The 11,265-nt window shown below is 58.7% G+C and carries 12 protein-coding genes; 7 read left to right on the top strand and 5 right to left on the bottom strand.

The window, feature by feature from the left end:
• The first annotated feature begins 321 nt into the window (after positions 1-321).
• From AC2FIP_RS14915 to AC2FIP_RS14895, 5 genes are read left to right on the top strand one after another with little or no spacing between them, the layout of a single operon-like run.
• Positions 322-972: a histidine phosphatase family protein gene (locus AC2FIP_RS14915; RefSeq protein WP_496787025.1), complete on the top strand. Its 651-nt coding sequence runs from the start codon at positions 322-324 to the stop codon at positions 970-972.
• A gap of 21 nt (positions 973-993) precedes the next feature.
• Positions 994-1,608 (top strand): glutathione S-transferase family protein, encoded by a 615-nt coding sequence (locus AC2FIP_RS14910; RefSeq protein WP_496703581.1) that lies wholly within the window; start codon positions 994-996, stop codon positions 1,606-1,608.
• A gap of 15 nt (positions 1,609-1,623) precedes the next feature.
• Complete coding sequence (locus AC2FIP_RS14905) at positions 1,624-2,670, top strand: saccharopine dehydrogenase (RefSeq protein WP_496787024.1); 1,047 nt, start codon at positions 1,624-1,626, stop codon at positions 2,668-2,670.
• 12 nt (positions 2,671-2,682) lie between these two features.
• Complete coding sequence (locus AC2FIP_RS14900) at positions 2,683-2,931, top strand: SemiSWEET family sugar transporter (RefSeq protein ID WP_142640081.1); 249 nt, start codon at positions 2,683-2,685, stop codon at positions 2,929-2,931.
• 22 nt (positions 2,932-2,953) lie between these two features.
• The gene (locus AC2FIP_RS14895; RefSeq protein ID WP_496787023.1) at positions 2,954-4,096 is read left to right on the top strand and encodes a saccharopine dehydrogenase family protein; all 1,143 of its coding nucleotides are present in this window, start codon (positions 2,954-2,956) and stop codon (positions 4,094-4,096) included.
• A gap of 41 nt (positions 4,097-4,137) precedes the next feature.
• Here the strand turns inward: AC2FIP_RS14895 and AC2FIP_RS14890 are convergent, their stop codons facing one another.
• The 3 genes from AC2FIP_RS14890 to AC2FIP_RS14880 form a co-directional block, all read right to left on the bottom strand.
• On the bottom strand, positions 4,138-5,136 hold the full coding sequence (locus tag AC2FIP_RS14890) for a tetratricopeptide repeat protein (protein WP_496787021.1): 999 nt from the start codon (positions 5,134-5,136) through the stop codon (positions 4,138-4,140).
• 206 nt (positions 5,137-5,342) lie between these two features.
• Positions 5,343-5,660 (bottom strand): DUF3775 domain-containing protein, encoded by a 318-nt coding sequence (locus AC2FIP_RS14885; RefSeq protein ID WP_142640076.1) that lies wholly within the window; start codon positions 5,658-5,660, stop codon positions 5,343-5,345.
• A 79-nt stretch (positions 5,661-5,739) separates the two neighbouring features.
• The gene (locus AC2FIP_RS14880) at positions 5,740-6,516 is read right to left on the bottom strand and encodes a DUF1365 domain-containing protein (protein WP_496787020.1); all 777 of its coding nucleotides are present in this window, start codon (positions 6,514-6,516) and stop codon (positions 5,740-5,742) included.
• A 147-nt stretch (positions 6,517-6,663) separates the two neighbouring features.
• On the opposite strand from AC2FIP_RS14880, the gene AC2FIP_RS14875 reads away from it, so the two are divergent.
• Together AC2FIP_RS14875 and AC2FIP_RS14870 are read left to right on the top strand one after the other, a co-directional pair.
• Positions 6,664-7,320, top strand: coding sequence for a sigma-70 family RNA polymerase sigma factor (locus AC2FIP_RS14875; protein WP_496787018.1), 657 nt, complete (start codon positions 6,664-6,666; stop codon positions 7,318-7,320).
• Between the two features lie 10 nt (positions 7,321-7,330).
• The gene (locus tag AC2FIP_RS14870; RefSeq protein WP_496697724.1) at positions 7,331-7,981 is read left to right on the top strand and encodes a ChrR family anti-sigma-E factor; all 651 of its coding nucleotides are present in this window, start codon (positions 7,331-7,333) and stop codon (positions 7,979-7,981) included.
• A 60-nt stretch (positions 7,982-8,041) separates the two neighbouring features.
• Here the strand turns inward: AC2FIP_RS14870 and AC2FIP_RS14865 are convergent, their stop codons facing one another.
• Together AC2FIP_RS14865 and mutL are read right to left on the bottom strand one after the other, a co-directional pair.
• Positions 8,042-9,271 carry a DNA recombination protein RmuC gene (locus AC2FIP_RS14865; protein ID WP_142640068.1) on the bottom strand — a complete coding sequence of 410 codons (1,230 nt, stop codon included), beginning with the start codon at positions 9,269-9,271 and terminating at the stop codon, positions 8,042-8,044.
• A 52-nt stretch (positions 9,272-9,323) separates the two neighbouring features.
• A complete protein-coding gene (mutL, locus tag AC2FIP_RS14860; protein ID WP_496787017.1) occupies positions 9,324-11,174 on the bottom strand; it encodes a DNA mismatch repair endonuclease MutL in 1,851 nt (616 codons plus the stop codon).
• Positions 11,175-11,265: the final 91 nt, after the last annotated feature.

The following is an 11,265-nucleotide window of genomic DNA, read 5'->3' as shown; positions in this document are numbered from 1 at the left end:
TGAACAGGCATCTCCCAACCAGCAAAATCAACCAACTTACCTCCCAACTCAACATGCAAACCATGCAAAGGCGTGCGCTTAATATCCGTCATAAATAAACCCTTTCCCAAGCCAGTTTTCCGAGGTCATCGAATAGCTTGCAACGATGAATTTGCAGGACAGTCTGATATCACCAAGGTTCCTGTGGACGGTCTTGCGAGTCAACAACAATACCGCCCGGCCAGATTCGGGGGTGAGCGAGAATAATTTCCAAACCGCAACGAACGGCTCTGGCCCCGGACCTAGACCTGTCCTAAGACTTGCCACGCAAGAGGGACCGACATGTCACATATCACACTGGTGCGTCACGGGCAGGCCAACACTACCGCGCGCGACGAAAAGAACTATGACAAGCTCAGCGATCTGGGGCATCAGCAGGCCCGCTGGCTGGGGGCGCATCTGCAGGACACACGCAGCCATTTTCCCCGGGTCTATTGCGGCACCCTGATCCGCCACGCCGAGACCACCGCCAGCATGGGGCTGGCTGATCCGATCCGCGATCCGCGGCTGAACGAGATCGAGTATTTCACCATCGCGCAGCTGTTCGAGGAACAGCACGGAGTGAAAGTGCCCACTGATCGCGAAGGTTTTGTCGAGCATCTGCCCCGCACCTTTGCCGCCTGGGCCGATGGCGCCATCAAAAACACACCGGAAACCTTCGAGGAATTCGAAACCCGGGTGCGCGACGCGCTGACCGATATCGGAACCGAAGGCGGCCCTGCCATCGTTGTGACCTCGGGCGGATTGATTTCGATGGTTGTCCGGCAGGCGATGGGGCTGGATATCCCGGCCATGGCGCGGGTGGCTCTTGCCATCATGAACACATCAATGCACCGTTTATACCCGATAGGTACACAGCTCAGCCCGGTTCTGTTCAATGCCGTTCCGCATCTGGAAGCACCAGACCGGCAGTTTGCACAGACCCACCTGTAACCCCAAACCAGAGGCTTTGTGATGCAACTTTACTATGCCCCTCGCACGATTTCGGTCGCCGTTGCGATTGCACTGGAAGAGGCCGGGCTGGACTATGAGGCCATCCAACTGGACTTTGCCGGTGGAGAGCAAACCAAATCCGCCTACAAGCAGATCAACCCAAAAGGCCGGGTTCCGGCGTTGGTGGTAGACGGTGGGATTTTGACCGAAACCGGGGCACTTTTGGAGTTCATCGCAGCAATGGCTCCGAAGGCCGGGCTGGTGCCTGCGGACCCGATCATGGCCGCCCGGATGCGCGAGGTGATGTATTACCTTGCCTCGACCATGCATGTGAACCACGCCCATAAGCTGCGCGGCGCACGGTGGGCCGACAAGAAATCCAGCTGGAAGGATATGACGGCAAAAGTCGCGCAGACCATGGCAGCGTCCTGCGACTATATCTGTTCGAACGGTCTGCGTGGACCGTTTGTGCTGGGCGAGGCGTTCTCGCTTGCCGATGCCTATTTGTATGTGGTTTGCAGTTGGTTGGAAGGCGACGGCGTCGACATCGCAGCCTACCCCAAGATCGTCGCCTTTCGTGAGGCGGCAGAGGCGCGCGCTTCGCTGAAAGCCGTACGTGCCGCCGGAATGCTCTGATAAAGGGGACAAAATATGACGCATCTATGGGTCCGGGCCGAACAGCGCCCGAACGAAGAACGGGTCGGGCTGACCCCTGAAGGCGCTTTGGCTCTGATCGCTGCTGGCATCCGCGTAACGGTCGAGGAAAGCCATGTTCGCGCCATCCCCATCGACGGTTACAAGGCTGCTGGCTGCGAGATCGCGCCCGAGAATTCCTGGCCAGATGCACCTAATGACGCGATCATCTTTGGCCTCAAGGAACTGCCCGAGGATGGCACGCCCCTGCCCCACCGCCACATCATGTTCGGCCATGCCTATAAGGGTCAGCATTCCGGCCGGGCGCTGCTAGAACGGTTCAAGGCCGGGGGCGGAACGCTGTATGATCTGGAATATCTTGTCGAGGAAAACGGCCGCCGAGTCGCCGCCTTTGGCTATTGGGCCGGCTATGCCGGGGCTGCGGTGACACTCAAGACTTGGGCCGCGCAGCAGCGGGGCGCGGAATGCCCTCCGGTTGGTGTCTATCCCAGCAAGGACGCGTTGAATTTCGAGCTTCTGGCTGAACTAGATGCCATCGAGGCCAATAAACCAAGGGCCATCGTCATCGGTGCTCTTGGCCGCGTGGGTACCGGCGCCAGCGACCTTTGCACGGCGATGGGTGTCAGTGTCACCAAGTGGGACATGGCCGAAACCGCCAGCGGCGGGCCGTTCCCTGAAATCCTCGACCACGACCTGTTCCTGAACTGTATCTTCGCGCGCCCAGGCACGCCGATTTTTGTCCCGCATGAGGCACTGGCCGCTGACCGCAAGCTGACCGCCATCGGCGATGTCGCCTGTGACCCTGACAGCGATTATAACCCTGTTCCGGTTTATGACCGAGCAACCACTTGGGACGCACCTGCCCTGCGCGTGGCGACCAATCCGGTTCTTGATGTAGTTGCAATCGACAATCTGCCGTCGATGCTACCGGTCGAAAGCTCGGAAGATTATGCAGCACAGCTTCTGCCTTCTCTGTTGACCCTGACCGACTTGGACAGCGGCGTCTGGGGCCGGGCCCGCGATACGTTCGACAACCATGTCTAGGAGTAGCCACGCATGGAACACCTGATCGGGGGCGCGGCTGCGGTGCTGGGCACTGTATGTTGGCTTCCTCAAACCCTAAAGACCTGGCGCTCCCGCGAGACCAAGGATCTGTCTATGCCGGCGAACCTGTTGATTCTGGCCACGCTGAGCCTGTGGCTGATTTACGGAGTGATGATTGCGGCATGGCCGCTGATATTGGGTAATGTGATATCGATCCTGCTTGTCAGCGCGATCGTGATTGCAAAACTGAGGTTTGGCTGAACAGCCGTAAAGGAGTTTTCACATGACGATTCACTGGTGTGGCACCGGCCTGTCGGCCATTCCCGGCTTACGCCGCCTGATCGAAGGCGGGCAAAAGGTCACAGTCTGGAACAGGACAATCGAAAAGGCCAAGGCCGAAGTTGGTGACCTGACCAGCGATATCCGCGTTTTTGACATCGACGCCTTGGCCGCGGTGCTGGAACAGGGCGATGTCATCGTTTCGATGTTGCCCGGCGATTGGCACGTGCCCTTGGCCGAGCTTGCAATCGCGAAACAGGCGAATTTCGTCTCATCCTCCTATATCGCCCCCGAGATGCGCGCGTTGGACGACGCGGCCCGCGAAGCCGGGGTGGCGCTGGTCAACGAGGTCGGGCTGGACCCGGGCATCGATCACTTGATGGCTCATGCACTGATCGACGACTATCGCGCTTCGGACGCGTTCGACCCGCAGAACCACCTGAGTTTCATCTCTTATTGCGGTGGTATCCCCAGGCATCCGAACCCGTTCCGGTACAAGTTCAGCTGGTCACCGCTGGGTGTGCTCAAGGCGTTGCGTTCACCATCGAAATCAATTCGCAATTATGCTCTGCTGGACGTGGCGCGCCCATGGGATGCGATTACCAGCTATATCGCACCCCTGCCCACACCCGAAAGCTTTGAGGTCTACCCGAACCGCGACTCGATCCCGTTCATGGCGCAGTACCATTTCGAGGATCACTGGCCGGTCAAGGAATTCGTCCGCGGTACGCTGCGTCTGAATGGCTGGGCCGATGCGTGGTCAGATGTGTTTGCCGAAATCGAAACCCTGTCAGGGCCCGAAGGCGATGCACGCCTGAAGGAGATGTCGGACCAGTTCTGGGCCGAAAACGCCTATGACGAGGGCGAGCCGGACCGTGTGGTTCTGTGTGTGGGCCTGAAGGCGGAAAAAGACGGCGTTCCGGTCTGGCACAAAACCTATGTGATGGATGCCTGGGGTGACGACCGCGGCACGGCAATGGCGCGGCTGGTCTCGGTCCCCGTTTCACTGGCTGTCGAAGCCGTCTTGAACCGCGCTATCCCGGCAGGCGTTCATGCGGCCCCCAATGATCCAAAGCTGGTGCAGAGTTGGATGGCTGAAATTGACCGGCTGGCGCAGCATCTGCAGGTGGTGGATCACGCGGGCTGAAAACTAAGCCCGCACCAACCTGGATTGGCCGGGTTGGTACATCAATTCAGATGCGTATACGCGAGATCGACAAGGTTTCTACGCAATTCCGGTCCAAACAAGTGTTCAGCTGCATAGCGGTGTTCTTCGGAGCCCTTATCCGAGCCCGAAAAGTAATATTCGCCACCCGAAACACACTCAAACATGGCGCTGTCTACTATCAACCTATTTGCATATTCTTTTGACGCAGTCTGCTCGAATCCGATTGCTGTGCCGAGGTAAACAACCTGCACCAGGACCTTTGCACGCCAATCACCTTGGTCGATCAGGTCATACGGCGTATCAAAACCAGCTCCGCTGTGAAAATCTGGATATTGCTCTGCAAACTGCAATGCAATGTCTTCGCAGCTAAGCTCAGCATAGCTCGCGCGTTTTTCAGGAAACAGAGGCGGGCAATCTGGGCCAGCAAGTCGGCAGGCCTCAAGGAACTTGCGGCGATCATATGCATTGTGTGGATCGGCATGTAACGCTTCGGAAAAGGCCAAAGCCGAGGGTCTATACTCCTTTGCCCGCAATCTGAAATAGCCAGCATAGCTCCAGGCCCACGGGCCCACTTTATGGTTGGCTATGGCGTCTTCAACCAGAGGCTCAACCTCTGACAACCGATCCATCCGGCGCAAGAGTTTGGCTTTTGTCTCTAGCGAATAGTCATTACCCGGGGCAATCTCCAGCGCTGCCTCAATTGCCTCCATCGCCGCTGGGTATTCTTCGGCGCGGGCGTGGGCCAGCGCCTTCCACTGCCACGGCACGCGGCTTTCAGGGTCTTCTGCAATAGCCAGATCAGCCTCGCTTTGGGCAGCCTCCCAGTCTCTATTCCACATATGTGCCCGCATCTTGTGTCGATGGATCAGCGACCGGGTTGACGGGTTATATGCCGCCCATATCAACAACGTATCACAGGCGGCCAACTTGTCTTCCAAGTCAGCCTTACTAAAGTTGCAGGTAGCCATCAGCTTTTTACGTTCTTGGCCTAGCACCAAAACCCCAGCGATTGCGATCAAGACAATACCCGTTAGAACACGGGCGAGCTTCGATTTTCTGTGTCGCAAAGAAGCTGGGGTATCGGATGTCATTCGTTCAACCAAAAGTAGTTCACCCGAACCTAAATCAAACCTGGCTAAAATTGTCCACGACCATCCCTTTATCCGATTAAACCACCAGACAAGAAGGTGTGGAAAACTCTGTCCTCGATCCGTTGCGCAATCGCCTACATCAGATCGTTTTCCACATCTTCCGCCGATACCCCCAGCGCATCCAAACCATTTTCCAGATGATCTGACATGTGCGGCGTGCCGATCAGGTAATCAGCGCAGGGGGTTGAGGCTTCGGCCCTTGCGGTGGCGATGGCTTCGACCAGATCCTCGGCGAAGAAGCTTTCACGCCCGATCCACATGATAGCCACCAGTTCGGCCTGTTCGTCCTCGCTCATGTGATCAATGAACGCGCGCAACTCGCCCTCGGCCCGATTCAGCTCGCGCCCCATCAGCGCAACCTGAGCAACTTTTCTTGCTGAAATTTCCAACATGACCCGACTCCTGTGTTCGCGGCTTTCGAATGAAACAACCACTAGGCAGAGCCCGAGTCTTTGATCTTGAACAAACGCGTTAGCGCAGGCGCACACGCGAAACCGGCTGATCCGGCACCGGTGCGGTTCTGAACGGGCGAAAGGTGGCTTTTTTCACCCAAAGTTTAAGTGCTTGCCAGATGATCAGCGCAAAGGTCCGCCGCGCACCAAATGGGCGGCGCAGCAGCGACCACAGGATCACCCGGTTGGTCAGCGGACGGCGTGTCCCGGTCAGGGTGGCGATCAATCCGCCCTCGGGGCGGGTATACTCGATCCAAACGCCAACACGTTCGGGGCGATAGTCGAAACGGAAGGTATAGCTGCCCTCGATCTTCTGGAAGGGCGAAACATGCAGCAGCTTGTCAGCCACCATCCTGTCGGTTGCCTTGATGGGTGAAAAGCCGGGATTGTGGCACAGATAGCTGTGGCGCGTGCCATAGGTATTGGTCACCTCGGCCACAACCGCATAGAGCGCACCCTGCCCATCGAAACAGAACCAGAAGCTGACCGGGTTGAAGACATGACCCAAAACCCGGGGCTGGGTCAGCAACATCAGGCGCGCCGGTTGCGCCACCTGCATCTGATCGAACTGGGTGCGCAGCCATACGGCAGCGCCGCCTTGGCCCGGCGCCCCCCCGTGGTCCTGCGACCGCCAGTTGGTAAGGTTGGACCGGTTCACCGAAAACAGCACTGGTGTAGTCAGATCACATTCGGGGTTCAGAAGAATGTAGTCGACCGAATAGCGGAAGGCGTTTTCGATCGCCCCCTTGCGCCCGTGAAAGGTATGGCCCGCAACATGATCAACGGTTTGTGTCATTCAGTATGGTCCGGCCCGCTTGTAACCGCCCGGAGGGGCGTGGTTTTCTGAAGGTTTCTGTTAGTTAGAATACGGCATCCAGCCAGGATTGGATCAAAAATATCGCTTCAGAGTGATCCGGCTTGGGACACCAACCGTATTGTGGTTATGTTTACCGATATAGACACCGTGACCTTGGACGAGCCGGCGGCTATACCCGCCGTGCTCAAGCCATGGCGCTCAAGAAAACGCATCAAGGGTAAACAGGTGAACGGAACACAAAGCAGTTGCGACACCAGGATTGAGTGGGTGGACCATGTCAGGCGCATTCGGGATGCGCAGGATCAGGCGGCTTTTGCCGAGCTGTTCCAGCATTTTGCGCCGCGTATCAAGGCGTTCCTGATGAAGTCAGGCTCGGACGCGACCATGTCCGAGGAATGTGCGCAAGAGGTGATGGCGACCTTGTGGCACAAGGCCCATCTGTTCGATCCGACCCGGGCAACGGTGGCCACATGGGTGTTCACCATCGCACGGAACAAACGCATCGACGCCCTGCGCAAGCAACGGCGCCCCGAACCGGAAGAACTGGGATGGGGCCCCGAGTCCGAACCTGATCAGGACGACGTGATCGTCTTGCAACAAGAAACCGCGCAGCTGCGCACTGCCTTGAAGGCGTTGCCTGACGCGCAAAGAGACTTGATCGAAAAGGCCTATTTCGGAGACCTGAGTCACCGGGAAATTGCGTTTCAGACTGGATTGCCTCTGGGAACGATCAAATCAAGAATTAGGCTGGCGCTGGATCGCCTGCGCCACGCAATGAACTGAGACAGAGACGATGAGCAAACAGATTAAGCATCACCTGACGGAAGATCTGCTGATGGCATATGCCGCTGGCAGCCTGCCCGAAGCGTTCGATCTGATGGTCGCGACCCATCTGTCGCTGTGTGACCATTGCCGCGCGCAGGCTGAAAGCTTTGATGCGGTTGGCGGACAGATACTGGACGAGCTGCCCTATCCTGCCCAAATGAGCGACAGCGCGCTGGCTGCGACGATGGCGCTGATCGCCCAAGGCGCACCGACCCCCAAGCCCGTGAACAAGGGCTGCGCCGTCCTACCTGCCCCCCTGCAGGACTACGTCGGCGGCACTGTCAACGACATCCGATGGCGGCCCATCGGAATGGGCGTCAGACAAGCTATCTTGCCGACGAGCGGCGACGCTTCGGCACGTCTGCTGTTCATTCCGGCCGGAACCGCAGTTCCGGATCACAGCCATAACGGTATGGAATTGACCATGGTTCTGCAGGGTGCGTTCTCGGATGAGGTTGATCACTTTGCACGCGGCGATGTCGAGATTGCCGATGAAGATCTGCATCACACCCCGACCGCAGACATTACCGCAGATTGCATCTGTCTGGCCGTTACCGACGCGCCGCTAAAATTCACCAAGCTCATGCCCCGCTTGTTCCAGCCCTTCCTGCGTATCTGATCTCTGGGACCTGACGCGGTGTGCTGGCCAATTCCGGCCAATGTCGCATCGAACGGCTTGTCAGATTTCGTGCCGCGCCAGCGGTACAACGCCCGGCGTGTCGTCAGGTGCGATCTCTTCGAAATCGAAATTGTCCAGTCGCTGCGCCCGGCGCCCTGCCTTTTCAGCGCTGATCTTGATTTCCGAGATATCCTTGGCCGCCTGCCCGAAATGACGGTCCAGATTGGAAACCCGATCGCCCAGGCGATCTACATCCTTGTGCAGCAGACCCAGCTCTTTGCGGATAGCACCCGCCTGTTCCCGCATCCTTGCGTCCTTCAGGATCGCGCGCATCGTGTTCAGCGTTGCCATGCAGGTGGTGGGCGAGACGATCCAAACGCGTTTGGTAAAGCTCTCCTGCACCAATTCGGGAAACTTGGCGTGCAACTCGGCATAAACCGCTTCAGAAGGTAGGAACATCAACGCGCCATCGGCGGTTTCCCCGTCCAGAATGTATTTCTCGGAGATGTCGTTGATATGCTTGCGCACAGTTGTTCGGAACATCTGCACCGCCGCTTTCAGCTCCGTATCATTGGTCGACCCGATCAGCGCCTCATACGCTTCCAACGGGAATTTGCTGTCGATCACAATGGGGCCTGGTGGGTTGGGCAGGTGAATCAGGCAATCCGCCCGACGCCCGTTCGACAAGGTCGCCTGCAGCTTGAAACTGTCCGAGGGCAATGCCTTGGAGACGATATCGTTCAACTGAATCTCTCCGAACGCACCGCGCGTCTGTTTGTTCGACAGAATATCCTGAAGCGACAGCACATCGCCCGACAGTTTGGTGATGTTATCCTGCGCCTTGTCGATGGCCGCCAGACGCTCCTGCAACTGGGTCAGTGACGTCGCCGTCTGTTTCGACGAGCCGTGCAGCGATTCCTTCATCCGCTCCTGCATCTCGGCCAGCGCACGCGCGGATTTCATCGCGTTATCTGCCAGCCGATCGTTCATCTGCTGCTGCACCGAAGACAGGCGGGATTCAACCGTCTGGATCACCTGCAGCTGCGCATTGGCCTGCGTGTCCGAGACATGCTGCAGACCACCGCGCAGCTGCTCTTGTCCTTGTCCCAACTGCTGAACATGCTGACCCAGATGCGCCATTTGCCGCGACAGTGGCTCGGCCATCCTGGCTGACCGGTTGGCCGCTCGCAAAGACAGGAACAGCAGCAACAGGATCAATGCCACCACCCCGCCAACGATCAGGATCACGGGGTCGTTCAATGCAAATTGGGTTCCTGCAATCTCGATCATTTTGCCTCGGGTGTTCTTGTTTTATTCTTCATAGCCCGCGCACCCCGCGGGATCAACTGCGTCCGAACAATCGTTCGATATCGGCCAGTTTCAGTTCCACATAAGTTGGCCGCCCATGGTTGCACTGGCCGGAATGGGGTGTCGCCTCCATCTCGCGCAGCAGGGCGTTCATCTCTTCGGCCCGCATTCGGCGGCCCGAGCGGATCGAACCGTGACAGGCGACACGGCTGAGGATCGCCTCAATCCGCGCCTGCACCATCTGGCTTTCACCCTGATCGGACAGCTCATCCAGAATATCCAGAATCATTGCGCGGGCGTTGACCTCACCCAGAATGGCCGGGGTTTCACGCACGGCAACCGCACCGCCGCCGAAGGGCTCGAGCTTCAGGCCAAAGCGCGAAAGATCATCTGCCACAGCCATAAGTCGCGCGCAGTCGCCTTCAGACAACTCTACGATCTCGGGGATCAGCAGCGCCTGCGCCGCCACGCCGTTCGCCGCCATCTGGGTTTTGAGCTTTTCGTAGACCAACCGCTCATGCGCGGCGTGCTGATCGACAATCACCATACCATCAGCGGTCTGGGCGATAATGTAGTTTTCATGCACCTGCCCGCGTGCAGCCCCCAAAGGCAGGTCTTCTACCGGCGTCTCGGAAACAGATTCCGCGACCGGCTCGACCACGCTGCCGCTGTAATCGCGGGTCAGTTCAGCAAAGCCCGGTGCCTGCGCCTGATAGGCCATCTGGCGCGCGGCAGGTGAAGGGCGATCCATCTGATACACCCGCGCCGGAATGGGTTGCGGTGATTCAGGCCGCATCGCGCCAAGCGTCGCGTTTGCGACGGTCGAGGACGCCCGGTGCCCCGCTTCGGCTAGTGCGTGCCGCAGGGCCGAGACGATCAGCCCGCGTGCGACGCCGGGATCGCGGAACCGCACTTCGGATTTGGCAGGGTGCACGTTCACATCCACCAGCGCCGGATCACAGTCGATGAACAGAGCCGCCGCCGGATGCCGATCACGGCTGAGAAAGTCGAAATAGGCCGCCCGCAATGCACCGGTCAGCATCTTGTCACGCACAGGCCGTCCATTGACGAACAGGTACTGCGCCACCGCTGCGCCCCGAGAATAGGTCGGCAGAGCGGCATAGCCATACAGCCGGATACCCTCACGCGTGGCGTCAATTTGCAACGCGTTCTCGGCAAACTCGCGCCCGATCACGCGGGCCAGTCGGGCATGCAACGCGTCAAACAGATCACCATTCTCGCGGTCAGCACGGAAGGTTACGCGCCCCTCGCCGCCGCCCGAGACATCGCGCAGGGTAAAGGTGACCGAGGGCTCGGCCATGGCCAGACGTTTGACCGTATCGGCGATGGCCTGCGTCTCGGCGCGGTCGGTACGCATGAATTTCAGACGCGCAGGCGTGGCAAAGAACAGATCGCGCAACTCGACCACGGTACCCGCGCGCAGAGCCGCGGGTTTCACCGCGGACATTGTGCCACCAGCGACCTGAATCTGCGCCGCATCCGCCCCCGGAACACGACTGGTTATGGTCAAACGCCCGACCGCGCCCAGCGAGGGCAACGCCTCACCGCGAAAGCCGAAAGTATGAATGTTCAGCAGATCCGACCCGTCGATTTTCGAGGTTGCGTGGCGGGACAAAGCCAACGGCAAGTCCGCCGCCGCAATACCACAGCCGTCATCGGTGACGCGAATCAGCGTCTTGCCCCCATCGGCGATCTCTATCGCAACCCGCGTGGCACCTGCATCAATGGCGTTCTCGATCAATTCCTTGACCGCAGAGGCCGGTCGCTCGACCACTTCGCCGGCTGCGATCCGGTTGATTGCAGCATCGTCCAACTGCCGAATTACCGGTCGAAACTCGTTGATATTGGGGTTTGCCTGCTCCATACCCCTAGACCTAGCACATGCGCACACGATTCTGCCACCGCTATGGTATTCAGATTTTGTGCAAGAGGGGGGCGTTCGGACAATCGCGCCA

It is taken from the genome of Ruegeria sp. CDSB114, from assembly GCF_059611025.1.
Note: the sequence above shows the minus strand (reverse complement) of the source record. Positions and strands in the feature narration are given on the sequence as shown.

Bases quoted from the DNA above. Each gene is read 5' to 3' on its own strand.
- AC2FIP_RS14900 (WP_142640081.1), top strand. From the start codon at position 2,683: ATGGAACACCTGATCGGGGGCGCGGCTGCGGTGCTGGGCACTGTATGT.
- AC2FIP_RS14895 (WP_496787023.1), top strand. From the start codon at position 2,954: ATGACGATTCACTGGTGTGGCACCGGCCTGTCGGCCATTCCCGGCTTA.
- AC2FIP_RS14905 (WP_496787024.1), top strand. From the start codon at position 1,624: ATGACGCATCTATGGGTCCGGGCCGAACAGCGCCCGAACGAAGAACGG.
- AC2FIP_RS14885 (WP_142640076.1), bottom strand. From the start codon at position 5,660: ATGTTGGAAATTTCAGCAAGAAAAGTTGCTCAGGTTGCGCTGATGGGG.
- AC2FIP_RS14875 (WP_496787018.1), top strand. From the start codon at position 6,664: ATGTTTACCGATATAGACACCGTGACCTTGGACGAGCCGGCGGCTATA.
- AC2FIP_RS14880 (WP_496787020.1), bottom strand. From the start codon at position 6,516: ATGACACAAACCGTTGATCATGTTGCGGGCCATACCTTTCACGGGCGC.
- mutL (WP_496787017.1), bottom strand. From the start codon at position 11,174: ATGGAGCAGGCAAACCCCAATATCAACGAGTTTCGACCGGTAATTCGG.
- AC2FIP_RS14870 (WP_496697724.1), top strand. From the start codon at position 7,331: ATGAGCAAACAGATTAAGCATCACCTGACGGAAGATCTGCTGATGGCA.
- AC2FIP_RS14915 (WP_496787025.1), top strand. From the start codon at position 322: ATGTCACATATCACACTGGTGCGTCACGGGCAGGCCAACACTACCGCG.
- AC2FIP_RS14865 (WP_142640068.1), bottom strand. From the start codon at position 9,271: ATGATCGAGATTGCAGGAACCCAATTTGCATTGAACGACCCCGTGATC.
- AC2FIP_RS14910 (WP_496703581.1), top strand. From the start codon at position 994: ATGCAACTTTACTATGCCCCTCGCACGATTTCGGTCGCCGTTGCGATT.